Source organism: Ferrovibrio terrae, from assembly GCF_007197755.1.
Classification (GTDB): domain Bacteria; phylum Pseudomonadota; class Alphaproteobacteria; order Ferrovibrionales; family Ferrovibrionaceae; genus Ferrovibrio; species Ferrovibrio terrae.
On record NZ_CP041636.1, the window covers coordinates 3833563 to 3857449 of the forward strand.

Sequence of the window (23887 nt, forward strand, 5' to 3'; positions counted from 1 at the left end):
TTTTGCTTCTGGGCCAGGAGCTTCGGGATCGTCGCCTGCCTGTTCATGCCTGCACCATGGTGTCGATGCGGGCCTTGAGTGCCGCGCGCGAGGTTTTCAGGATGCGGTCGGACAGCGGCGGATCGCTGACCGCCCGCGCCAGCGCAACGGCGCCGGCCATCTCCGCCATCAGCGAACTGACGGCATGTTCTTCGGTCCCGGCCGGCAGATGCGCCGACAGCCGGCCGGCAATGCCGCGGATGCCGTCATCGAAGGCCGCGCGCGCCACCGGCTCCAGCCGGGCTATATCCGAAATCAGCGCCGCCATGGCGCAGCCACCGCCGGGATTGTCGCGGTGCTCGCGCGACACATAGCTGTCGATCCAGGTCTTCAGCGCTTCCGGACCGGTCCTGCCACCAACACGCGCGACGAATTTCTGTCGCCCGCCTTCGAACATGCTGCGGATCGCCTCGGCCACCAGTGCATCGCGCGAGGTGAAATGGGCGTAGAAACCGCCATGCGTCAGCCCGGCCTCGCGCATCACTTCGGCGACGCCGATCCGGTCGGGCCCGCGCTCGCGTATGATGCGCGCGGCGGCGGTCAAAATGGCGCGGCGCGTCGCCTCGCCTTTGGTTTCGGATCTGGGGGTTTCTGACCGGATGGCAGTCTTCTGGGTTTTCATCACCGGATCACACCATAAAATATGATGATAGTCATCATATTTTATGGTCGGCCAACCTCCACCTTTCGGGGGTTGCGGCCTCGGCCGGCCCAAGCCAAGGTGCGCGCAGAGCGTGATCCAGATTCGGGTGGAGTAAGACATGGCGGAAAACCACGGAATTGACCTGGTACAGCTGGTCGCCCTGCTCGGTGCCGGCGTGCTGGCCGTTCCCCTGTTCCGCCGGCTCGGCCTCGGTTCGGTGCTGGCCTACTTTGCGGCCGGAATCGCCATCGGGCCTTTCGGTTTGCGCCTGATTTCCGATCCCCAGACCATCCTGCACACCGCCGAGCTCGGCGTGATCATGCTGCTCTTTGTCATCGGCTTGGAGATGCAGCCATCGCGGCTGTGGAACCTGCGCCGCGAAATCTTCGGCCTCGGCGTTGCCCAGGTCGTCACCTGCGGCCTGCTGCTGACCGGCGCGGGCATGCTGGCCGGACTCAGCGCGCCGGTGGCCTTCATCGCCGGCATGGGTTTCGTGCTCTCGTCGACTGCTGTCGTTATGCAGATGCTGGATGAACGCGGCGACACCTCGACGCAGCAGGGTCAGAAGGCCGTCTCGATCCTGCTGCTGGAAGACCTCGCCATCGTGCCGCTGCTCGCCATTGTCGCGGTGATCGCGCCGACCGCCGCGGATGACGGTGAACCGCGCTGGGTCGCCATCGCCATCGCACTGGCCGCCATCGCCGGACTGGTCGCGGCCGGACGCTGGCTGCTCAATCCGATGTTCCGCATCCTGGCGCAGTCACATGCCCGCGAGGTAATGACCGCTGCCGCCTTGCTGGTCGTGCTGGGCGCCGCGCTGCTGATGCAGGTCGGCGGTCTGTCGATGGCGATGGGTGCCTTCCTGGCCGGCGTCCTGCTGTCGGAATCCAGCTTCCGCCACCAGCTCGAAGCTGATATCGAGCCGTTCCGCGGCATCCTGCTCGGCATCTTTTTCATCGCCATCGGCATGTCGCTCGACCTCGCCGTGGTGGCGCAGGACTGGCTGCTGATCGCCGCTGCCGTGGTCGCCTTCACGCTGGTGAAGTCCTTCGGCATATTCGCGATCGCCTGGCTGTCCGGCTCCAGCTGGCGCGAGGCGCTGGATCGCGTCACGCTGTTTGCCCAGGGTGGCGAATTCGCCTTCGTGCTCTATGCGGCGGCACTGGCCGGCGGCATCTTCTCGGCGCATGTCAATGCGATCTTCACTGCCACCGTGATCGTCTCCATGGCGCTGACGCCCATCATCGCCATCCTGGTCCGCCGCGCCATGCCGTCGCCGGCGGCAACCCAGTCGATGGATGGCGTAGAGCCCGCCAGCGCGTTAAGCGGCGATATTCTGATGATCGGCTTCGGCCGTTTCTCGCATATCGCCTGTCAGGGCCTGCTGGCGCGCGGCTTCAACCTGACGATCATCGAGAACGATGTCGAGATGATCCAGGCCGCCAGCACCTTCGGCTTCAAGATCTATTATGGCGAAGGCAGCCGGCTCGACATCCTGCATGCCTCGGGCGCGGCAACCGCCCGCGCCATCATTGTCTGCGTTGACAACACCAATGGCTCCGCCACGCGGATCGCACGCATGGTGCGCCGGGAGTTTCCGCTGGCCCGGCTTTACGTCCGCGCCTATGACCGCGGCCATGCGCTCGACCTGATCCAGGCCGGCGTCGATTACCAGATCCGCGAAACCTTTGAATCAGCCCTGGCGCTCAGCGGCGCCGTGCTGCGCGACCTGGACGTGCCGGACGACGAGGTCACCGAGCTGATGGCCGACGTGCGCCGGCGCGACGAAGAGCGCTTCGAACTCCAGCTCGCCGCCAGCGACGTGACGGCAGGCAACAACCTGATCCTCGGCAACGCGCCGAAGCCGACGCCGCTCACCACGCCGAAGCGGCCGAGCCAGGTGATCGGCGAGGTGCCCGCCACGGCCACTGTTTCTGGTGAGAGCTGACGATGGCGGGCAAGCCGCGCATCGTCATCACCTACTGCACGCAATGCCAGTGGCTGCTGCGCGCGGCCTGGATGGCGCAGGAGCTGCTGTCGACCTTCACCGAGGATTTGGCCGAGGTCGCGCTGGCGCCCGCCACCGGCGGCGTCTTCACCATCGCCTGTGACGGCGAGACGATCTGGGACCGCAAGCAGGCCGGCGGCTTTCCCGACGTGAAGACGCTGAAGCAGCTGGTGCGCGACCGCCTCGATCCCGGCCGCGATCTCGGGCATATTGATCGCTAGACTGAACCGGGCTAGGCCGTATGCAGATTTTCGCCCAACTGCCGCACAGCACTCTCGAGATTACGACCGGGACAATCGCCGGATTGCCCGACGAACGGCTGCGGCATCTGGCGACCTACTGGGTCACGCGCCACAGCGCTGACAGCGTCCCCGCCCGCAGCGCCATCGACCCGCTCGATTTCCCGGCCCTGCTGCCGAATATCATGCTGATCGAGCGCGTGATGGAGAACGGCAGCGACCGCTACCGTTTCCGCCTCGCCGGCACCGATATCGCGCGCTATACCGGCCGCGAGCTGACCGGGTGCTTCCTCGATGACGTGGTGCCGGCCGACTACCATGAGTATGTGCGGCAGATGAACCGCGTGGCGCTGACCCGTCGCCGCCCGGTCTATTCCTCCAGCCTTTATCACGACAAGGGCGATTTCGTGAATGCGATCACCTATCGCCTGATCATGCCGCTGGTGAGCGGCAGCGCGAGGCCTGCCGAACCCGACTTGCTGTTCGTCTGCCAGTTCTGGCAACGCCGCGCGGAGCCCGGCGCGTGGAACGGCGACTGGCGCAGCGTGATGCCGGAGATCAGGGTGATCGAAGACGCGTGAGGCCGGTACCGCCCCGGCAACTCTCGCCGCCCGTCTGTCCCTGCCCGGCAAAAAATACCGGTTAACGCGCATTCACCATATTTCGTCGTAATGTGATTTCGCCGTAATCCGCCGTATTCACGTCTGTCTGGGCCACGGCCACGCATGGCATGTCGATTGCTTCTCCTGTCTGCAAAGGACGAGGAGAGATTCCATGTTAGGTGCGATCAGCGGTTTTAATCCGCTTGCAATGCTGGGCGGTATGGCGGCCAGCAAAGCCATCGATGCCATCGGCGGCATTTTTGCGCCCGATGCACCGCCGGCGCAGACCGGCAAGTTGCAGCAGCTGACTCTCGACAAGGATCAGCAGCAGCAGTTCCTCGACACCACCAAGATTGAAGACGCCAGCAAAATGCGGCTGGCCTGGTTCGACGAGCAGCCAGTGGCCCAGAATGCGGCCGATATGGATGCGCAGCAGCGCAGCCAGCTCGAAGAAACCCTCCGCAAGAAAACGGAAGATCATGTGCGGGCCATGACCGGCAAAACGTCGGGTGGCCTGGTCAACCTTGTTGCCTGAGGAGCGACATGACCTCCGCAATCTCGAGCTATTTCAACAATCCCTATTACGGCATCAACCAGGCCAGCGGCGTAAAGCCGACTGACCACGCCAAGAGCCAGGAAGACGCCGCCAAGCAGGGCGCATCCGGCCTGGGCGCTGCGCCGGAGCTGGGCAAAAACGCGCGCGAGGAATTCCTCGATTACGCCAAACTGTCGGTGCCCGAGCGCATCCGCAAGCAGTTCCTGGAGAGCAAGGGTCTCGACGAGAAGTCGTTGGCCGCGATGTCCGAGGAAGACCGCAAGGCGATCGAAGACGAGTTCCGCGAACTGCTGGAACAGAAATTCAAGGACGAGATCAACAAGAAGGGCGAGCAGACCGGTCTGGTCGCCAACATCCTGGTCTGATCGTCAGTTTCACTGATCGATGGCAGTCCGCCGTCCGGTGCCAGTTCCGACCGCCGCCACATCCCGGTCAGAAGACCCATGTGGCAGCGGTCGAGACTGTGCCTGTGAGATTTTTGTACGCCGTGACAATCCCTGCCCTCAGGCCGGCTTTCCCACCGTCAGTGTCTTTCGCCAGGCCTGATCGTCGTCGAGGAAGGCCGCTTCCGGCCCCGCGCCCACCGCGTCGAAGAACCGCCCGATGAAGCAGCGGAACGCAGCGCAGAGCGCGATGTCAGAGATATTGGCATCCGTGAAGCCCGCCTTGCGCAGGGCATCGATATCGGCCAGCGTCACCTGCGAGGCGTCGCGCGCCACCTTCTCGGCATAAGTCAGCATCGCCACATCGCGCGGCGGCAGACCGGCATTGCGGAAATCGCGCTGCACCGCCAGCACCATCTCCTTACCGCCAAGATCGGCGATCAGCTGCTTGCCATAGACCATGGAGCAGTAGGTCGATTTCACTTCGCGCGCCGCGATCAGTGTGATGATGCGCCAGTCGCGCGGACTGAGCGTGAAGCCGCCACGCATCGTGTTGACGAACTCGGTATAGGACGGCAACAGGTCGTCGCGCGAGGTCAGACATTGCGCTGCCGACATCACGAACCCCAGCTGCGCCTTCTGGGCGGCGTAGATGTCAGCCACCTTGCCGGTGGCCTCGGTCTCATCGATCGTTTTCAGATACATTTGCACCCCTGTTCTCATATCTGGCGCGGCAGGCAGAAAGCCGCCGCCATGGCCCCCAGCAGCGCCGCAAGGGCGGCCGCTGCGAAACCAGGGCCATAGCCCACGCCTGCCGAGATCGCGCCCAGCAATGCAATCCCGATGGCGAAGCCGCTCTGCCGCAACACGGTGGCCAGCGCAGATGCCATGCCTGCACGTTCCGCCGCCGCCTGCGCCACCAGCGCGCCCGAAATCTGCGAATTGCTGAGCCCGGCGCCACTGGCCGCCACCATCATCGCAGCCAGCGCCCAGAACAAGTCTGTTTTCAGAACCGCCGCCGCAGCCAGCGCCGCCATGCCGACGGCCAGCAGCAGCATCCCGCCGGTGAAATTGGCGCGCCAGCCGTAAACCCGGGTCAGGCGCACGCCGAGTGGCGGCAGCGCCAGCATCGGCAGCGTTGCCGCCAGCATCGCGAAGCCAGTCGACCGGATATCCAGATCATGCGTGGCCTGCAGCCAGAGCGGCAGATAGACCAGCATTGCCCAGTAGCCGGCCGAGATGCTGAACAGCAACGCGATAATCCCGAGCGGCGCGCGGCGGGTGAACAGCGCCACGTCCAGCATCGGCTGGCTGCGGCCTCTCTGCTGGAAGGCCAGCAGGACAGCCATCACCGCGCCGAGCGCCACACCGCTCCAGCGCCAGATCGCGCTGCCCTCATGCAGCAGTGCCTGCACCGGCAAGGCGATGGCGAGCGTGAGCAGCGCGACGCCGGTCAGATCAAGCGGCCGGCCGGCGTCATCGCGCGTCTCCGCGATCACGCGACGCACTGCCCATTCGTTGACGGCGCAGATCGGCAGGTTGAGCAGGAATATCCAGCGCCAGCCGAATTCACCCGCAATCAGCCCGCCGAGTGTCGGCCCCAGCGCCATCGCTGCGCCGCCGGTGACGCCGACAATCCCGAAGGCGCGCGCACGCAGGTCAGGCGCGGCCATCGGGTAGCTCAGCGAGGTCGTCGCCAGTGCGCCAGTGATAAAGAGCGCTGACATGGCGCCCTGCGCGGCCCGCGCCAGCCAGAGGCTCGGTCCGTCCCACGCCAGGCCGCAGGCCAGCGAGGCCAATGCGAAGCCGGCATTGCCGAGCAGCAGGATGCGGCGGCGACCGAAACGGTCGGCCAGCGCACCGGCGGCAAACAGCGTACCGGCGAAGGCCAGGCTGTAGGCATCCATCACCCAGGCGGTGGCAGCCAGCGTGAAGCCGAGTTCGCCCCGGATCGCCGGCAGCGCGACGGCCGCGGCCGTGACATCGAACTGGGTGAGACAAACGGCGAGCGCCAGCACCCAGGCCGGCGTCATGGGATGAGCGAGCAGGCCCGTGCGGGCGGCAGAAGCTGTATCGGACATGACCGATGCATAACCGATGCACCGTCCGCGCGCGCGCGACGTCTCTTCACAGCATCATGAATCTAATTCATATTACCCGCATGCGCCCCCTGCCCCCTTTCGATGCCCTGGTCGCCTTCGATGCCGTGCTGCGGCTGGGCAGCATGACGGCGGCGGCGGCGGAGCTGGGCGTGACGCAGAGCGCGGTGAGCCATCGCCTGCGCCGGCTGGAAGCATTCATGGGCACAGATCTGCTGTTGCGCCGCCGCGCCGGTCTGGCGCCGACGCCTGCGGGGACTGCCCTGGCTGAAGGCCTTGGCGATATTTTCGACGGCATGGCGGCGTTGCGCGAGCGCAGCCGCATGGCCGCACATCCGGCGCGACTGCGCGTCGGACTGGGCGCGGCGCTGGCGCAGCACTGGCTGGTGCGCCGCTTGCCCGACTTCAGCCGTCGCCATCCCGGTATCGAGATCGAACTGGTGATCTTCACCACGCGCGCGCAGGCCGAAGCACGCGGCGGCGATCTCGACCTGCGCATCCACTGGGTGAAGCCCGAAGAGGCGCGCAACAGCAGCACGCAGACACTGCTGTTCCGCGAACAGGTCTTCCCGGTCTGCGCACCATCGATCAGCAAAAAACCGTTGCGCGATCCAGCCGGGCTGGCGGAACTGCCGCTGCTCTACAAATCCGCAGAGTCCAGCCAGGGAGAGTCGAAACAGGGCGAAGAATGGGAATGGAGCACGTGGTTCCAGCGGCTAGGCATCAAAGGCCGGCCCAGGCCGCGCCTGCGCTTCGAGGAGATCGGCCTGGCCATCGCGGCCGCGATGGAAGGCGGCGGTGTCGCGCTGGGCCGTTCGCTGCTGGTGCATGATGCGCTGCGCGACGGCCGGCTGGTGCGCCCGCTCGGCGATGGCTGGGCGCTGCCGTCGGCCAAGGTGCATCTGGCGCGCTGGCCGGCGGCGCTGTCGCGGGACCTGCGCTTACGCGCCTTCGTCGACTGGCTGGCGACAGAAACCGCCCGCACCGTCGCCGGCATGTCGGCCGCGGAGCCTACGCGCGAAGCACGGCGCAAGCGCGCCTAGCTCCGCCTGGCATTCTGCTGTGCCCGTAAAAAGCAGAAGGCCGGACCTCTCGGTCCGGCCTTCGCCTGTTTTAGACTTGAAGTCTGCGTTACGCTTAGAAGCGCATGCGCACGCGGCCCGAGATGGTCCAGACGTCGAGGTCGGTGCGACCCAGCGAGTCATAGGTGCCTTCGAGATTGCCGCTGAACGGGCCGGCCGAGAAGAAGTCCACGCCCAGACCGACCTTGCCGCCGGTATCGTCGTCGTTGGTGAAGGTGCCGTTGCCGATGGCGAGCGCATCCGGATGCTCGAAGTCGTATTCGCCGATCAGCTTGAAGTACGGCATCATCGTGCCCATCGCGTAGCCGACCTTACCACCGGCATAGAGGCGACCCAGCTTGATGGTGTTGCTGGCATTCACCTGGCCATTCGACTCGGTGAAGGCATCAGCCTCTTCCTCGAGATACATCACGCCGACCTGCGGCATCATGACGATCTTGCCCGAGGTATAGGTACCGTTCAGCGAGCCATTCAGCATCCAGCGGGTGGCATCATAGCTGCCCGAGACGGTGTTGTTGGTGCGCTTCGCGTCGTAGCTCAGCCAGCTATAGGCGCCGCTCAGGCTGGCGCTCCAACGATTGGTCAGCTGGAAGCCCAGGTAGGGTGCGATACCGAAACCTTCGCTCTGCACATTGCCGCGACCGGTCAGCGTATTGGTATCGACATCGACATTCTCGTAGATGCCACCCACGCCGATGACCAGGCGGTCGCTCAGCTTGTAGTCCAGGCCGAGCACGGTGTTGATCGCAGTGCCATCCGCGGCAGCGCCGACCTGGCCGTTGTCGATCGTGCTGTAGGCGCCCTGCAGCCAGACGCCGAACGGCTTGTCCGCCGCGCCGGCGTTGCGGCCGGTATCGCGCGAATTCAGGTAGGTAGTCTGGTTCGGCGCGCGATTGCCGCTGTCAGTCAGACTGAAAGTGCTGCCGCTCGGAGAGAAACCACCAATGCCACCGCTCAGGGCGCCGCCGATGGCGCCGCTGATCAGGCTGGCGGTCTGCGCCGAGGCGATCGGCGCGGCGATCGCGGTCACGACCTGGGCCGAGCCCGAACCCGAATTGCTGACGTCGCTGGCTGCAAAGGCAGAGCCCGACACCATCATCCCAAGGCCCATCAGGCCTAGTGCAACCTTGCGCAGCATGAATATCCCCCAATGACGCCTCCCCCTTGGGGAGTACGAATCACAATATCGCCTTGTTTATAGGGGGAAACCTGCGCCCTGAGCAAGAACAGACGGTTTACATTTCAGGTTATGCACAACCCTGATGATGCTTTCGGGATGCCTTGTGGCAAGCCCGCAACAGTTACCGTTACGGCACTACTGCCCGGCAAGACCGACAATCTCGGATTATACTATTGATAATACTGAAATAACTGAAAATTTCGCCTGCCTGGACACGCAGTCATCGCAGCGCAATAAATCTGTCCTTGTAACAATCCATCCCGGGCCGTATATACCCGCCCAACCCTAGCCGAAACCTAAAGGAATCGCGCCCGGCCGCCTGACCCCAGGATGGACCGGGCCTTTTGTGTAAGCCGCATGGACATCCGCAATATCGCCATCATCGCCCACGTCGATCATGGCAAGACCACCCTCGTCGACGCCCTGCTGCGCCAGTCCGGCTCGTTCCGCGAGAACCAGCAGGTCGCCGAGCGCGTCATGGACAGCAACGACCTGGAGCGCGAGCGCGGCATCACCATTCTCGCCAAATGCACCTCGGTCGAGTGGCACGGCACCCGCGTCAATATCGTCGACACCCCCGGCCACGCCGATTTCGGCGGTGAAGTCGAACGCATCCTGAGCATGGTGGATGGCGTGGTGCTTCTGGTGGATGCCGCCGAAGGCCCGCTGCCGCAGACCAAGTTCGTGCTGGGCAAGGCGCTCGGCCTCGGCATGCGACCCATCGTCGTGATCAACAAGGTCGATCGTCAGGACGCCCGTCCGGTGGAAGTCCATTCCGAAGTCTTCGACCTGTTCGCCGCGTTGGATGCCAGCGAAGACCAGCTCGACTTCCCCTGCATGTTCGCCTCGGGCCGCAGCGGCTGGGCCGATGACAGCCTGGAGGGTCCGCGCAAGGACCTCGCCCCGCTGTTCGACCTCATCGTGCGCCATGTGCCGGCGCCGACGGTGGAACTCGACAAGCCGTTCCGCATGCTGGTCACCACGCTGGAAGCCGATAACTTCCTCGGCCGCATCCTCACCGGCCGCATCTATTCGGGTAAGCTGAAGGTCAACACGCCGATCCATTCGCTGCGCGCCGATGGCAGCGAGATCGAAGTTGGTCGTGTCACCAAGCTGCTGGCCTTCCGCGGCATCGAGCGCGTGCCGGTGGAAGAAGCCGATGCCGGCGACATCGTCGCCATCGCCGGCCTGACCACCACCACCGTGGCCGACACCATCTGCGAACCCGCCGTCACCGAGCCGGTGCCGGCCAATCCGATCGACCCGCCGACGCTGGCCATGACCTTCTCGGTCAACAACTCGCCCTTCGCCGGCAAGGAAGGCAGCAAGGTGCAGAGCCGCGTGATCCGCGACCGCCTGCTGCGTGAGTCCGAGGGCAACGTTGCCATCCACATCCGCGAGACCGAAGAGAAGGACGCCTTCCAGGTCGCCGGCCGTGGCGAACTGCAGCTCGGCGTGCTGGTCGAAGTGATGCGCCGCGAAGGTTTTGAACTCTCGATCAGCCGCCCGCGCGTACTGTTCCAGAAGGACGAGAACGGCGACCTGCTCGAGCCGATCGAGGAAGTGCATGTCGACGTCGACGACGCCTATACCGGCGTGGTCGTGGAAAAGATGTCCTTACGCAAGGCCGAGCTGCGCGACATGCGCCCGTCCGGTGGCGGCAAGACCCGCATCACCTTCCATGCCCCGTCGCGCGGCCTGATCGGCTATCACGGCGAATTCCTGACCGACACACGCGGCACCGGCATCATGAACAAGCTGTTCCATGGTTACGGCCCGCATCGCGGCGTCATCCCGGGCCGCCGCAACGGCGTGCTGATCGCCAACGGCACCGGCGAAACCGTGGCCTATGCGCTGTGGTACATCGAGGAGCGCGGCGCCCTGTTCGTCGATCCGGGCACGCCGGTCTATGAAGGCATGATCATCGGCGAGAACAGCCGCGACAACGACCTCGAAGTCAATCCGATGAAGGCCAAGCAGCTGACCAACATGCGCGCGTCGGGCAAGGACGAGGCCGTGCGCCTCACCCCGCCGCGCAAGATGACGCTGGAACAGGCGATCAGCTATATCGGCGACGACGAGCTGGTGGAGGTGACGCCGAAGAGCGTGCGCATCCGCAAGAAGCTGCTCGATCCGAACGACCGCAAGCGCGCGTCGCGCGCTGCAGACGCCGCCTGAAAATCTGACCAACTCTTCTGTGGATAAGGCCGGGCAATGCCCGGCCTTTTCTTGTGTAGCCGGCGGGTAAAATAGTCCGTAAACGGTTGATCTGCCGTTACTTTCGGCCAAGCCGCGCTTTGCATATTAACGTTTATTACAAATCACTAAATACAACTTAAGCCAGATATTCTCTTGAGAAGTGTTTTCGACTTTGGGAGTATACGACCAGAAATAGCCCGCCCAACGGTGCACCGCCCCTCCCCAGGAGCAGCCGATGACAAAACCGGCCCTGAACCTGCAAAGCCTCCGCTTCCTCGTCGCGGACGGCAACAGCTACTTCCAGAGCATCCTGTACGGCATCCTGCATGCCCTCGGCGCGCAGCACATCGCTGTTACCGGTAACGGTGACGAGGCGCTGGCTCACAGCCGCGCCGGCGTGACCGACCTGCTGATCTGTGACTGGAATCTGCCGCAGCTCGATGGCTTCGACCTCGTCCGGCGTATCCGCGAAGACAATCACAATCCCAACCGCCATACGCCGGTGATCGTGCTGACCAGCCATGCGCGGGCGCAGAATGTCGAGCGGGCGCGCGACTGCGGCGCCAACCTGGTGCTGGCCAAACCGATCTCGCCGAAGATGATCTACGACCGCCTGCTCTGGATCGCGGAAGATCCGCGTCCCTTCGTGCTGACACGGAGCTATATCGGGCCGGACCGCCGCTTCAAGGAAGGCCCGCCGCTGGGCGATGCGGATCGTCGTGTCGCAGGCGCGTCGGCGGCCGCACCTCCGGCGCAGATTCGTGTCGCGCCAGTGCGCGCGCCGGCGCTGACGCATTGAGCACGACAATGAGTAACGACGTGAAAACCGGCGAAACTGACACCACTGCGGCGTCACCGCCAACCGAAGTGCAGATTCTCAGGATCAAGTCGCGCTTCGCCATGCTGGCGCTGCGCGAGGGCGGCAAGCCGGCTGCCGTAGCGCTGAAGGCTGCCGAGGCCTTCCTGCAGGGCGAGCGCAGCCGCTATCACGGCTGGGTCAGCGATGCGCTGCAGCAGCTCGACCGGATGCTCGATGAACTTCCAGGCAGCATTCCTGAAGCGCTGCAGTCGGCCTATGGCCTGGCGATGCAGGTCCGCGACCTCGGTGGCACGTTCAATGCCCCGCTGGTCACCGAAGCCGCCGACAGCATGTGCGAGTTGCTGTATCGCCTGCATGCCGCGGGGCTCTATAACGCGCAGGCCATCGCCACGCATCAGTCTGTGCTGCGGCTGGTCTGTGCGGCCGACCAGGGCCATGCCACGCCCGCCGGAATGCTGGAAATGCTGGCCGGGTTGAAGCAGATCGTGGCGAAATTCCCGCGCCCGCAGCCGCCGGCCAAACTCAAGCCGGCCGCGGAAGCCGCAGCGGCCCAGCCGCACTAAGACCGGCGCGCTGGGGCCTTATTCTTTCACGCTCGCGCAGTAACGCGTGGACGAGCGGATTTTCGCGCAGGCCGCATCGGCATCCTTGCGTTCGGCAAAGCCGACCAGCACCAGCCGCGCGAATGAACCGCGGGCGGAAGTATCGACCCACTCGACCAGCGGATCGTATTGGCCGTAGAGCGACGGATTGCCCCGCAGCAGTTCCTGCCATTCGTTGATCGCTGCAGACTCCGTGCGGTGCGAAGCGAGATGCGCACGCCAGCCTGCCGTCGCGGCAGCACCCGCATCCTGCATGTTGCCGGCCATGACTGCCGCTGATGGCACATAACCGGCCGGCAATGCCGGCGCGCTGGCGACCACGACGGGAGCGGCGGCCGGCGTCGCAGAATTCGTGGCGGTTGCCGCTGTGCGCCCTGCCGCTGTGCGTGGCATCGGTGCGGAGGGCTTGGCGGCGGGTGACGGCGCTTTTGCGGCGGCAACGCGGTCGGCTGCTTCGGCCTCGGCTGCCAGCTTTTCGGGATCCTGGTAATTGACCGGCGCGGTGTTGCCCTGGTTGCGCGCCTGGGTGCTGGCGGCGCGCTGCGCGGCCCAGTTGGCCTGCGACACCGAACCGGGCGGCGGCATCGCCACTTCCTCGCGCGGCGGATCGACCGGATACATGCCGAGGTTTTTCTGCAGCTCGTAGGAGCCCTGCTTGAAATCCTCGCAGCCGGCCAGCAGGCCAGTGGCAAGCAACAGCGCAATGACGTTACGGCAAGTCATGGACATTCCTTCTGAAGGCCCGTTCGGCCCCCATTTTAGGCTTATGCAGGATGCCCGGCCAAGGTAGAAACATGGTTAAGACGAGGAGGAATCATGCCCAGTATCGACATCAAGGCCGAAGTGACCGGCAAAGTCTGGAAGCTGGAGGCCGCCATCGGCGCCAGTCTGGCCGCCGGCGACACCGTGATGATCCTTGAATCGATGAAGATGGAGATTCCGGTCGAGGCGCCCAAGGCGGGCAGGCTGGCGGCCGTGACCGTCGCCGAGGGCGACAGCGTCAAGGAAGGCCAGGTTCTGGCCAGGCTCGAGGTCTAAGCCGTTCAGTCCTGCTCCGGCCCGGTCCAGTGCCGGCGGATCAGCGGCAGCTGCGCGACCGAGAACAGCACGGTCAGGCCGATCAGACCGAAGACCTTGAAGCCGACCCAGAACTCCTCGCTCTGCGTGCGCCAGACCGCCTCGTTGAGCACCGCCAGCAGGATGAAGAACAGCCCCCAGCGCAAGGAGAGCGCACGCCAGCCGGCCTCGCTCACCGTGATCGACTTGCCGAGCACTTTCTGTAGCGGAAGTTTGCCGACGACAAGTCCACCAAGCAGGATCGCGGCGAAGATCGCATTCACGATAGTCGGTTTCATCTTGATGAAGCTGTCATCCTGCAACCACAGAGTCAGCCCGCCGAAGATGCCGACGCCGGCTGCTGCGATGACCGCCAGCCACGGCAGGCGTCGCAGGAGCAGCCACGACAACACCAGGCCCACAACGGTGGCCACCAGCAATGCCGCCGTCGCCGGCATCAGGCCCTTGCCGAGATAGACCACGAAGAACAGCGCCAGCGGCCCGTATTCGGTGGCGGGCTGCAGCCAGCGCGGTGCGGTGCGTTCGGTCACCGCAGAGCCGCCGCGATATTGCCGCCATCCACCGTGGCCACCGCTGCGGTCGTCTTGGCGGCGACGGCCAGCTGTACGAAGGCCTGCGCCACATCGGCGGCCTTCACTTCACGGGCAAGAAGATTCCCCGACATGTAATCCTTCTCGGACACGCCGCGCGCCTTGGAGCGCTTGGCCACCATCTCGTCGGTCAGCAGGCCGGAGCGGATGCGGTCGGCATTCACGGCTGATGACCGGATACCCTGCGCGCCGTAATCCAGCGCATACTGGCGCGACAGGAACAGCGTCGCGGCTTTCGGCAAACCATACGGGCCGAAATCGAGGCCCGGATTGACTGCCTGCTTGGACGCGTTGAACAGCAGGCAGCCGCCGGTTGTCTGCGCCAGCATGATCTTCACGGCCGCTTGCGCCACCGCCTGGTGGCTGAAGAAGTTCAGCTCGAAGGACTTGCGCAGCAATTCGTCGGAGACATCGCCGATCTTGCCGCCCCAGGCATTGCCGGCATTGGAGACGACGATATCGACGCCGCCGAAATGCTGCGCGACTTTCGCGAAAGCCGCCTGCACCGCCTTCGGGTCGGTGACATCGCAGGCCACGCCGATGCCGCCGAGCTTCTTGGCAATTTCAGTGGCCTTGGCGCCATCGAGATCGAAGACCGCAACTTCGGCGCCCTCAGCCGCCATCGCCTTGGCGGTAGCCGCGCCAATCGCGCCCGCACCACCGGTGACAACCACGACCTGACGCGACAGCGGCTTCTCGCCGCCCTTGCCCAGCTTGGCCTGTTCCAGCGACCAGTATTCGACATCGAAAATGTCGCGTTCCTTGATACTCGTGAACCGCCCGATGGCTTCGGCTTTAGTGATGATGCTGACCGCCATCTCGGCCACATCACCGGCGATCACGGCATCCTTGCGGGTCTTGCCGACGCCGACCAGACCAAGGCCCGGGATCAGCAGCGCGCGCGGCATCGGATCGAGCATGATCTTCTTCGGCACCGCCTTGGCATTGTGGCGCTCGAAGTAGGCCGTGTATTTCTTGATATAGGCATCGACCACCTTCTTCGCCTCGGCCTTGAAGGCGTCGAGCTTGCCGGCTTCGGCGGCCGGCAGCACCAGCGGCCAGGGCTTGGTGCGGATCACGTGATCCGGCGTCACCGTGCCGGCCTGGCTGTAACGCATCACATCCTTGCCGCGCGCAAAGGCCTGGATCTCGGCGCTGTCGCGCAGGTTGAAGACCCAGCGCGTAACAGCGCCGTCATCGTTGCCCGGAATGCTGAGCAGGCCGCGCAGGATCGGCAGCACATCTTCGGCAGCGGCCAGCTTCTTGGGCAGTGCACGCGCCGGCGTGAATACCGTCTTTTTGCCCTTGGCCAGATGACGCTCGGCCTTCGAGACGAATTCGATCATCAGGTCGTAGGCCTCCTTCGCCGTCTCGGCGAAGGTGAAGATGCCGTGCTTGAGCAGGATCAGGCCCTGACACTCCGGGTTGGCCTTGAACGCCGCCGCCGCCTTCTTGGCGAGGCCGAAGCCGGGCATCTCGTAGTCCACCAGCGCAACGCGATTTCCATAAAGCTTCTTGCAGATGGCATCACCGTCGGGCTGATCGGTGATCGCCAGCACCGCCGAGGCATGGGTGTGGTCGATGAACTTGTGCGGCAGGAATGCGTGGAACAGCGTTTCGACCGACGGATTGGGAGACGTGCTATCCAGCAGGTTGCAGCGCTGGATGTTGACCATGTCTTCGTCGGTCAGCTGCTTCAGGGCAATCAGCTCCTGCAACGGCGCCAGGCGCACCGCGGGCAGACCCGGCGGTTCGATCACCGCCATGTCCCAGCCAGACCCCTTGACGCAGAGCACATCCACCGGCTTGCCGAGCGGATCTGGCATCGAGGTCTTCACCGAGGTATTGCCGCCGCCATGCTGCACCAGGTCGGGCACGCCGCCGAGCAGGCGGGTCGTGTAGGTGCGCAAAGCCAGATCCCGGTTCACGCCCTGCTTGGCGTAATGGGCAATCGCCGCCTTGGCGTCGCGGTCGGACCAGAGATTCTTCATGGGGCAGTTCCTAACTTCCAACGTCAAAATTTAACTCGTCATTCCCGCGCAAGCGGGAATCCGGCAACCGAAAGACTGGGCTCCCGCTTTCGCGGCAGCGACGGACTGACTACGCAAACTCGGGGTACAGTTTCGTCAAACCAGCTTCCGACGCCGCGCAGACGCCGCGTTCGGTGATCAGGCCGGTGACCAGACGCGCCGGCGTGACGTCGAAGCCGAAATTGGCGGCCTTGCTGCCTTCCGGCGTGATGGTCACCGGCACGATCTCGCCGTCTGAGGTCCGGCCGCTCATCACGGTGACCTCTTCCTGCGCGCGCTCCTCGATGGGAATTTCCTTCACGCCGTCGCGGATGGTCCAGTCGATGGTGGAATGCGGCAGCGCCACGTAGAAGGGCACGCCATTGTCATGCGCGGCCAGCGCCTTCAGATACGTGCCGATCTTGTTGCAGACATCGCCTTCGCGCGTGGTTCGGTCGGTGCCGACGATGCACATATCGACGCTGCCATGCTGCATCAGGTGGCCCCCGGCATTGTCGACGATCACGGTATGCGGCACGCCATGGCTGTTCAGTTCCCAGGCGGTGAGCGATGCGCCCTGGTTACGCGGCCGCGTCTCGTCGACCCAGACATGCACGGGGATGCCGGCGTCATGCGCCTTGTAGATCGGCGCAATCGCGGTGCCCCAATCCACCGTGGCGAGCCAGCCGGCGTTGCAGTGGGTCAGGATATTGATCGTGCGCTTGCGCCCGGCCTTTTCATACAGCGCGTCGATGATCTTCAGGCCGTGGTCGCCGATCGAGGAGCAGGTTGCCACATCGTCATCGGCGATCTCGGCCGCGACCTGATAGGCAATCGCGGCGCGGCTGGACGTCGGCTGGTTGTGCAGCGCGTTGCGCACGCGATCCAGTGCCCATTTCAGGTTGATCGCCGTCGGCCGCGTCTCGTTGATGACCGTGTGGGCCTTTTCCAGCATCGCATCCGAGGGATCGGCTCGCATCGCCAGCGCCAGACCATAGGCGCCGGTGGCGCCGATCAGCGGGGCGCCGCGCACGATCATCGCCTTGATCGCATGCGCCGCCTCTTCCCACGAGGTCAGGTTCGTGGTCACAAAGGCATGCGGCAGCTTGGTCTGGTCGATGATGCCGACCGACCAGCCGTCGCCGTTGACCCAGATCGTGCGGTAAGCTACGCCCTTAACCTTCATGTCCCGCCCTGCAAATGGCCCGAAAATCGCGCGGAAAGTAGCGGACCCGGCCCTGTGGGGCAATGCCGGATGCCGGCCAAAAGCCGCCTTGTCACACAGGTTTCGCTGAATGTTGCCAGTCCTGCTGCTGACTGTCGTGATCGACCTGATCGGCTTCGGGCTGATCCTGCCGTTGCTGCCGTTTTATGCCACCAGTTTCGGCGCATCTCCGGTCACCATCGCCTTTTTGGCGGCCGTGTTCTCCATTGCACAGTTCCTGTCCGCCACACCGCTGGGCGGCCTTTCCGACCGCCTGGGACGCCGCCCGGTTTTCCTCTGCTGCATGGTGCTCACCGTGATCGGCTATGTCTGGCTGGCCTCAGCCGACAGCCTGCTCGGCATTTTCCTCGCGCGCACCGTGGCCGGCATCGGCAGCGGCAAGATTTCGATTGCCCGCGCCATCATCGCCGACAGCACGCCGCCCGAGCAGCGCGCCCGCGGCATGGGCCTGATCGGCGGCGCTTTCGGTATCGGCATGATCCTGGGTCCGCTGATCGGCGGCCTGCTGATCGGCCCCGATCCGCTGCAGCCGAACTATGCCCTGCCCGCCATGGCCGCCGCCGCCACGTCGGGCATCGCGCTCGTGCTGGCGTTCTTCACCGTGCGTGAAACCCGGCCGGGCGCGGCGCAACCACTGACCGGCCTGAGGTTATGGCGCAACCCCTTCGCACCGCTGTCGCAGCTCAACCGCGTGGTGCTGGCGCTGATCGCGATCAACTTCAGCATCAACTTCGTGTTTTCCCAGGTCGAAGTGCTGTTCCCGCTGTTCTCCGCCGCGCGGCTCGACTGGCATGCCTATGAAGTCGGCATCGCCTTCACTTTCATCGGCACCATCGTGCTCTGCATGCAGGGCTTCCTGATCGGGCCACTGACCCGGCTGTTCGGCGAGCGCAAGCTGCTGACCATGGGCATGATCAACCTCGCCGCCGGCACGGCGATGGCACACTGGATCGTCTCCACGCCGATGATGGGCCTGTCGATCATTCTCACCGCCTCCGGCGTGGCGATGATCGGCCCCACCATCAACAGCCTGGCCTCGCGCAGCGCTGAAGTCACACAGCAGGGCATTGCGCTCGGCACCATGGAATCGCTGGCGGCTCTGGGCCGCACCTTCGGACCACTCTGGGGCGGCTGGCTGTTCGACCGCATCGGCATCAACGTGCCCTACTGGATCGGTGGCGCCCTCCTGATCGTCACGCTGGCGCTGGGCTGGCGTTCAATCAATCCGAAGGATCCATCATGACTGGCAGCTACCGCGCCATGCTGGTCCGCTGCCTCGGGTCGCCTGACGTGCTGGAGCTGGCGGACCTGCCGCGCCAACCGCTGCGCTCTGGTGAAGTGCGCCTCTCCGTGCGCGCCGCCGGCGTCAACTTCCCGGATCTTCTGCAGGTGGCCGGCGAGTACCAGCACAAGCCGCCGCTGCCATTCGTGCCGGGCTTCGAGGCCGCCGGCGAGATTATCGAGACCGCTGCTGACGTGACTGGCTGGAACACCGGCGACGCCGTGCTTCTGCGCGGCACCGGCTGTTACGCCGAAGAACTTGTCGCGCCCGTCAATGCCCTGTTGCCCAAACCGGCGGACTGGAGTTGGGCCGAGGCCGCCGCCTTTCCCGTCTGCGCCAGCACGGCCTGGATCGCGCTGCTGTGGCGCGGACGGCTGCAGGCCGGCGAGACGCTGCTGGTGCTGGGTGCCGGTGGCGGGACCGGCCTGGCGGCCATCACGCTGGGCGTACAGAGCGGCACACAGGTGATCGCGGTGGCGTCATCAGCGGAAAAGCGCGCGGCGGCACAGAAAGCCGGCGCGACGCTTTGCATCGATCCTGCCGTGGAAGGCTGGGAAAAGACCGTGCAGGCCGATGTGGTCTTCGATCCTGTCGGCGGCGAGATGTTCGGCACCGCCTGGCGCGCGCTCAAACCCGGCGGACGCTGGCTGGTGGTCGGCTTTGCCGGCGGGGCCATTCCACGGCCGTCGGCCAATCGCCTGCTGCTGAAGGAAGCCGAACTGATCGGCGTGCGGGCCGGCGAACAGGCGCGCCGGGTGCCCGCTGCCGCCAAAGCGATGGATCAGGGACTGAGAGACTGGTTAGTCGGCCCGTCTTCAATCAGCGGCGAGCGAGGTCGGCCGCTGATCGCCGGCGTCTACCGGCTGGAGGAAGCTGCCGCTGCCCTGCGCCAGCTCGCTGATCGCAAAGCCACCGGCAAACTGGTTCTGCAGCCCCGCTAAAGGTCCCGGACGATGGCGTTCGGGCGGCAGGGTGACGCTCACCGTGGTGCCCTCGCCCAGCCGGCTTTCGATGAACAGCTCGCCGCCATGCAACTCAACCAGGCTGCGCGACAGCGACAGGCCCAGACCGGTGCCTTCGTGGCTGCGCGACAGCGCATTGGCCACCTGGCTGAACGGCTGCTGCACGCGTTCAATGTCTTCCTCGGCGATGCCGATGCCGGTATCGGTGACGGCGATTTCCAGCCGGCCATCGGCCAGGATTTCGCAGCGCAGTTCCACGCTGCCGCCCTGCGGCGTGAACTTGACCGCATTGCTGACCAGATTGATCCAGACCTGACGCAGGCGGCGCATATCGCCCCATAACGCTGGCGCCGGATCGGGTACCTTCCGGGTCATGGTGATGCGGCTGCTGGCGGCGCGCTCGCGCACCAGCAGCAGGGCCGCCTCCAGGCTTTCGTTCAGATCGACCCATTCCTCGTCCAGCGACATCTTGCCGGATTCGACCTTGGCCATATCGAGGATGTCGTTGATCAGCGCCAGCAGATGCTCGCCGCTCAGCACGATGTCGCGGCAGTATTCGCGGTACTTGGCGTTGCCGAGCGGGCCCATCATCTCGTCCATCAGCACCTGGCTGAAGCCGAGGATGGCATTGAGCGGCGTGCGCAGTTCGTGGCTCATATTGGCGAGGAAGTCGGACTTGGCGCGGTTGGCGTCTTCGGCCTGTTCCTTGGCCAGCATCAGTTGCTGCTCGTTGCGGCGCTGCAGGCTGACATCGCGGAACATGCCCTCGATCATCACCAGGTTGCCGGTCTCGTCGGTGACGCGGCGCAGCGTCTTGGAGACCCAGACGGAGTTGCCGTCGCGCCGGCGCATCTCAGAACGGAAGTCGCGCGCCAGACCGTGGCGTTCGAGATGCTTGAGCAGTTCCTTGCGGCGCTCGGGGTTCACGTAAAGCTGATCGCCGGCGCGAGTGACAGTGGCGAGCATTTCTTCCGGTGACGAAAACCCGAAGATGGCAGCGCCGGCGCGATTGATCGCCAGCACGCGGCCTTCGGGCGTCACCTGGATAATGCCTTCATGCACGTTGTCGAAAATCTGTCGGTACTTGGCTTCGGCCTGGCGCAGGCGGATCTGGGCGCGCTTGCGTACGGTGATGTCGGTGAAGACCGAGACATAGCCGATGCTGCCATCCGTGCTGGGCAGCCGGCGCCAGTCGAAATTCAGCCAGGTGCCGTCGGTCAGACGCACCTCCTGCTTGCGGTCGGCGCGGGTCGAAGCATCGATATAGGCGTTGATCCAGGCCGAGGCCTCTTCGGCGCGGATGGTCAGCACACCGCGCGACACCAGCAGGCCGAGGAATTCCTTCGCCGGCAGGCCCGGCCGCAGCAGGTCGGCGGGCAGGCCGAACAGATCCGGCAGGCGACGATTGAACTGCACCAGATTGGGGCCGGCGTCCCAGACGGCAAAGCCCTCGCCCATCGTGTCGAGGGCTGCATGCAGCAGGTGATTTTCAGTAACGGCGGCTTCGGGGGTCTCTTCCACGGCGTCGCGATGACGCGCCAGCGCCGCCATGAACCTGTCCTCGCCGAATGGCGGCTGTGTCACCGCTCTCCCCCTGTTCGCGCAGCCCGTTGGCCCGGCCGGTGCGGCAAGCTTGCATCCCAACGGCACTGCAACCGCTGCATCCCACCAAGCTCCCGACCTGTTAAGCCGATTCTTATCTTTATACGCGTTTTTCGAGCGCAAAATTTGTCACACAGGCGGAGCGCTGCCGCAACAGAAAAGCGGCAATTTCACTGGCGGTAATGGGATTTAGATAAGCTGCAGTAGGGTCTGGAGCGTGCGTTATGCGCACTCAGGTAGCAAAAACCAAGAAAAAAGGCCGGCTGCTCGCGCAACCGGCCCTTTCGAACCCAGCAAATCCGTCTGAAACGGCGTGCTTAGATGCAGTAGCTCTTCAGCGGCGGGAAGCCGTTGAAGCCGACCGACGAATAGGTCGTCGTGTAGGCGCCGGTGGACAGGATCTGGATCTTGTCGCCGACTTCCAGCGCCAGCGGCATCTGGTATTCAGCTTTCTCGTACAGGATGTCGGCGCTGTCGCAGCTCGGACCGGCGAGCGACACGCGGCCGGTCGGGCCACCGTCGCGCGGGGTCAGGATGCGGTACTTGATCGCCTCGTCCATGGTCTCGGCCAGACCGGAGAACTTGCCGATGTCGAGGTAGACCCAGCGACGGTCGTCGTCGTAGTCCTTCTCGGAGATCAGCACGACCTCAGCCTGGATCACGCCGGCATCGCCCACCAGACCACGGCCCGGCTCGATGATCATCTCGGGGATCTTGTTGCCGAAATGCTTGGTCATCGCGTCGCTGATCGCCTGGGCATAGGCTTCCAGCATCGGGATGTCGGTGCGATACCGCGCCGGGAAACCGCCGCCGAGATTGACCATGCGCAGGTCGACATCGGCCTGCTGCAGCACGCTGAACATCTGCGAGACCTGGGCAACCGCCTTGTCCCACTGGTTCAGGTCGGTCTGCTGTGAGCCGACATGGAAGGAAATGCCATAGGGGTCCAGACCCAGCTCGCGCGCCTTGACCAGAAGGTCGGCGGCCATGCGGGGAGCGCAGCCGAATTTCTTCGACAGCGGCCATTCGGCGCCTTCGCATTCCATCAGCACGCGGCAAAAAACCTGCGAGCCCGGCGCCAGTTCGGCCAGCTTCTGCAGTTCGCAGAGCGAGTCGAAAGCGTACAGGCGCACGCCCTGCTCGAAAGCCCAGGCGATGTCGCGCTTCTTTTTGATGGTGTTGCCGAAGGAGATGCGGTCGGTGCTGACGCCCTGGTCCATGCACTGCTGGATCTCGTTGGCCGAGGCCGTGTCGAAACTCGAGCCGAGCGTGCGCAGGCGGCGCAGGATTTCCGGGGCCGGGTTCGCCTTGATGGCGTAGTAGACCTTGGCCAGCGGCAGCAGGCGGCGCAGTTCGCGGTAGTTCTGCTCGACGACGTCGACATCGACGACCACGAACGGCTCGGTGTCCTTCGCCTCGGCGAGGAAACGCTGGAGCTTCGGGGTCAGTTGACCCTGCTCAATACGGGACTTTGCGGCGGAACGTCGCAGACGGGTATTGGTGCGGCCAGCGGCTGCAAGCATCGAAACCTCCCTCTCGGACCGGCTTTAAACCGGCACAGCTCAAGCGCTGTGCGACCAAAAAGGACGCGTTCGTCGTTGCATAACCTGCCAGGGGCCATCGGCACGTGCGGGTGCGTCGTTGAAAGCGGTATTTACATCATCGCGCCCCCATTGCAATAGGAAATTCCCCCCGCCCAAAAATTTTTTGCCGGCACCGTGTTCTGCACGTCACAGCACCGCCGCGGCGATGCTGCAGCCGAGTACGAAGAAAGCCGCATCAATTGCGGCTTTCTCTCATCTCTCCACCCGTGCCCGGCGTCGCGTGGCGACGCCGGCAGCGGCAGATAAAAATTTGATAAGCGGTGCCGGAAGCGGGCCGCAGCGGGCTTTGTGACGTCGCGAAGGGTGGCAGCCGCTCGGATCGCGCGGCCGAGTCTGTCGCCGCCGCTGCGCGTCAGCGCCCTATAATCTGGGCGCGCCCAGATTGGCGCGCAGGGCAATCTGGCTGGTGAGGCCGACGAAATCCTGCAGGCGATGCGGCGGCAACTGTGTCGGCTGGCTCGGCGCGGCGTAGCCGGTCAGCCGGGTGAAGTCGCCGATCTTGTCCAGCCGCACACTGCCACCCGCAGGGGCGGCGACGTCGACACGGCCGACGCTGAGCAGCGCCACCTCGGCACAATCGGGCAGGATACGACCGCCCACGGTGGCGGCCTTCACCGTCACGGTGCCGCCCGGCAGCACAACATAGACATTGCCGGGATTGGCGGAATCGAGGTGGAAGCTGCCGCGTTCGACCCGCAGCACCACCCGGTCGGCGGCAAACTCGTCCACAGTGATGGCGCTGTTCGGGCCGATGATGACGGTGGTGCGGTCGTCAAGGGTGAACTTCAGCCCCGAGCCGGGGCCGCTGACCAGCCGGTTGCCCAGCACGATGGGCAGGCCACGGCGACTCTCCTGCCCCACCACCCGCGGCGCGGCGCGCACGGCGGCGATCGCCGTGGCGGCGGTCGGGCTGCCATTCAGGTCGGAGGCAGCATGCGCCTTCCCGACCCAGACCGAGGCGGCGATGCCGGCAGCAGCGGCAACGGTGAGAGTGAGAGAAACGCGTAAAACGCGGCGAAGAAGCATGGCAGCCATGACACGGCACCTCGGGTTGTCGGAATGCGCCGACTATGTCGCGTTACCG

At 64.9% G+C, this 23887-nt stretch carries 22 protein-coding genes and 1 pseudogene; 12 read left to right on the forward strand and 11 right to left on the reverse strand.

Features of this window, described 5'->3' with window-relative positions; all coding sequences use genetic code 11:
• Positions 1–43: 43 nt before the first annotated feature.
• Positions 44–661: a TetR/AcrR family transcriptional regulator gene (locus tag FNB15_RS18765; RefSeq protein ID WP_185973615.1), complete on the reverse strand. Its 618-nt coding sequence runs from the start codon at positions 659–661 to the stop codon at positions 44–46.
• A gap of 139 nt (positions 662–800) precedes the next feature.
• Between FNB15_RS18765 and FNB15_RS18770 the strand changes: the two genes are divergently transcribed.
• The 5 genes from FNB15_RS18770 (at position 801) to FNB15_RS18790 (ending at position 4452) form a co-directional block, all read left to right on the forward strand.
• Positions 801–2630, forward strand: a complete 1830-nt coding sequence (locus FNB15_RS18770) for a monovalent cation:proton antiporter-2 (CPA2) family protein (protein WP_144258187.1) — start codon at positions 801–803, stop codon at positions 2628–2630.
• A gap of 2 nt (positions 2631–2632) precedes the next feature.
• On the forward strand, positions 2633–2911 hold the full coding sequence (locus FNB15_RS18775; protein WP_144258188.1) for an Rdx family protein: 279 nt from the start codon (positions 2633–2635) through the stop codon (positions 2909–2911).
• Positions 2912–2931: 20 nt separating this feature from the next.
• Positions 2932–3510 (forward strand): PAS domain-containing protein, encoded by a 579-nt coding sequence (locus FNB15_RS18780; RefSeq protein ID WP_144258189.1) that lies wholly within the window; start codon positions 2932–2934, stop codon positions 3508–3510.
• Between the two features lie 193 nt (positions 3511–3703).
• A complete protein-coding gene (locus tag FNB15_RS18785) occupies positions 3704–4066 on the forward strand; it encodes a hypothetical protein (RefSeq protein ID WP_144258190.1) in 363 nt (120 codons plus the stop codon).
• Between the two features lie 8 nt (positions 4067–4074).
• Positions 4075–4452, forward strand: coding sequence for a hypothetical protein (locus tag FNB15_RS18790; protein WP_144258191.1), 378 nt, complete (start codon positions 4075–4077; stop codon positions 4450–4452).
• A 138-nt stretch (positions 4453–4590) separates the two neighbouring features.
• Here the strand turns inward: FNB15_RS18790 and FNB15_RS18795 are convergent, their stop codons facing one another.
• Together FNB15_RS18795 and FNB15_RS18800 are read right to left on the reverse strand one after the other, a co-directional pair.
• Positions 4591–5175 (reverse strand): carboxymuconolactone decarboxylase family protein, encoded by a 585-nt coding sequence (locus tag FNB15_RS18795; protein WP_144258192.1) that lies wholly within the window; start codon positions 5173–5175, stop codon positions 4591–4593.
• Positions 5176–5189: 14 nt separating this feature from the next.
• Positions 5190–6551 carry an MFS transporter gene (locus tag FNB15_RS18800; protein ID WP_144258193.1) on the reverse strand — a complete coding sequence of 454 codons (1362 nt, stop codon included), beginning with the start codon at positions 6549–6551 and terminating at the stop codon, positions 5190–5192.
• A gap of 80 nt (positions 6552–6631) precedes the next feature.
• On the opposite strand from FNB15_RS18800, the gene FNB15_RS18805 reads away from it, so the two are divergent.
• The gene (locus FNB15_RS18805; RefSeq protein WP_144258194.1) at positions 6632–7612 is read left to right on the forward strand and encodes a LysR substrate-binding domain-containing protein; all 981 of its coding nucleotides are present in this window, start codon (positions 6632–6634) and stop codon (positions 7610–7612) included.
• Between the two features lie 94 nt (positions 7613–7706).
• On the opposite strand, the gene FNB15_RS18810 is transcribed toward FNB15_RS18805, so the two are convergent.
• Complete coding sequence (locus FNB15_RS18810; protein ID WP_144258195.1) at positions 7707–8789, reverse strand: autotransporter outer membrane beta-barrel domain-containing protein; 1083 nt, start codon at positions 8787–8789, stop codon at positions 7707–7709.
• A gap of 399 nt (positions 8790–9188) precedes the next feature.
• On the opposite strand from FNB15_RS18810, the gene typA reads away from it, so the two are divergent.
• From typA to FNB15_RS18825, 3 genes are all read left to right on the forward strand, one after another.
• Positions 9189–11009, forward strand: coding sequence for a translational GTPase TypA (gene typA, locus FNB15_RS18815; protein WP_144258196.1), 1821 nt, complete (start codon positions 9189–9191; stop codon positions 11007–11009).
• Between the two features lie 256 nt (positions 11010–11265).
• Complete coding sequence (locus FNB15_RS18820) at positions 11266–11829, forward strand: response regulator (protein WP_144258197.1); 564 nt, start codon at positions 11266–11268, stop codon at positions 11827–11829.
• A gap of 8 nt (positions 11830–11837) precedes the next feature.
• Positions 11838–12413 carry a hypothetical protein gene (locus FNB15_RS18825; protein ID WP_144258198.1) on the forward strand — a complete coding sequence of 192 codons (576 nt, stop codon included), beginning with the start codon at positions 11838–11840 and terminating at the stop codon, positions 12411–12413.
• Positions 12414–12431: 18 nt separating this feature from the next.
• Here the strand turns inward: FNB15_RS18825 and FNB15_RS18830 are convergent, their stop codons facing one another.
• Complete coding sequence (locus FNB15_RS18830; RefSeq protein WP_144258199.1) at positions 12432–13175, reverse strand: SPOR domain-containing protein; 744 nt, start codon at positions 13173–13175, stop codon at positions 12432–12434.
• Positions 13176–13268: 93 nt separating this feature from the next.
• Here FNB15_RS18830 and FNB15_RS18835 point away from each other — a divergent pair, with 93 nt between their 5' ends.
• Complete coding sequence (locus FNB15_RS18835) at positions 13269–13490, forward strand: biotin/lipoyl-binding carrier protein (protein WP_144258200.1); 222 nt, start codon at positions 13269–13271, stop codon at positions 13488–13490.
• Between the two features lie 5 nt (positions 13491–13495).
• Here FNB15_RS18835 and FNB15_RS18840 read toward each other — a convergent pair whose 3' ends face one another.
• From FNB15_RS18840 to mtnA, 3 genes are all read right to left on the reverse strand, one after another.
• A complete protein-coding gene (locus FNB15_RS18840) occupies positions 13496–14059 on the reverse strand; it encodes a septation protein A (protein WP_144258201.1) in 564 nt (187 codons plus the stop codon).
• Positions 14056–16110: a bifunctional aldolase/short-chain dehydrogenase gene (locus FNB15_RS18845; RefSeq protein WP_144258202.1), complete on the reverse strand. Its 2055-nt coding sequence runs from the start codon at positions 16108–16110 to the stop codon at positions 14056–14058. Before FNB15_RS18845 ends, FNB15_RS18840 begins: the two co-directional genes overlap by 4 nt.
• A 109-nt stretch (positions 16111–16219) precedes the next feature.
• Entirely contained in the window at positions 16220–17314 is a 1095-nt protein-coding gene (gene mtnA, locus FNB15_RS18850; RefSeq protein WP_144258203.1) for an S-methyl-5-thioribose-1-phosphate isomerase, read from the reverse strand.
• 109 nt (positions 17315–17423) lie between these two features.
• Here mtnA and FNB15_RS18855 point away from each other — a divergent pair, with 109 nt between their 5' ends.
• Positions 17424–18596 carry an MFS transporter gene (locus FNB15_RS18855; protein WP_144258204.1) on the forward strand — a complete coding sequence of 391 codons (1173 nt, stop codon included), beginning with the start codon at positions 17424–17426 and terminating at the stop codon, positions 18594–18596.
• Positions 18593–19576: an NADPH:quinone oxidoreductase family protein gene (locus FNB15_RS18860; RefSeq protein ID WP_144258205.1), complete on the forward strand. Its 984-nt coding sequence runs from the start codon at positions 18593–18595 to the stop codon at positions 19574–19576. Before FNB15_RS18855 ends, FNB15_RS18860 begins: the two co-directional genes overlap by 4 nt.
• Positions 19577–19654: 78 nt before the next feature.
• Here the strand turns inward: FNB15_RS18860 and FNB15_RS21415 are convergent.
• The 3 genes and pseudogenes from FNB15_RS21415 to FNB15_RS18875 all read right to left on the reverse strand — a co-directional run.
• A pseudogene (locus FNB15_RS21415) lies at positions 19655–21148 on the reverse strand (PAS domain-containing sensor histidine kinase); the annotation flags it as partial.
• A 368-nt stretch (positions 21149–21516) separates the two neighbouring features.
• Complete coding sequence (locus FNB15_RS18870) at positions 21517–22647, reverse strand: type III PLP-dependent enzyme (RefSeq protein WP_144258827.1); 1131 nt, start codon at positions 22645–22647, stop codon at positions 21517–21519.
• A 516-nt stretch (positions 22648–23163) separates the two neighbouring features.
• Entirely contained in the window at positions 23164–23838 is a 675-nt protein-coding gene (locus FNB15_RS18875; protein ID WP_144258207.1) for a FecR domain-containing protein, read from the reverse strand.
• Between the last annotated feature and the right edge of the window lie 49 nt (positions 23839–23887).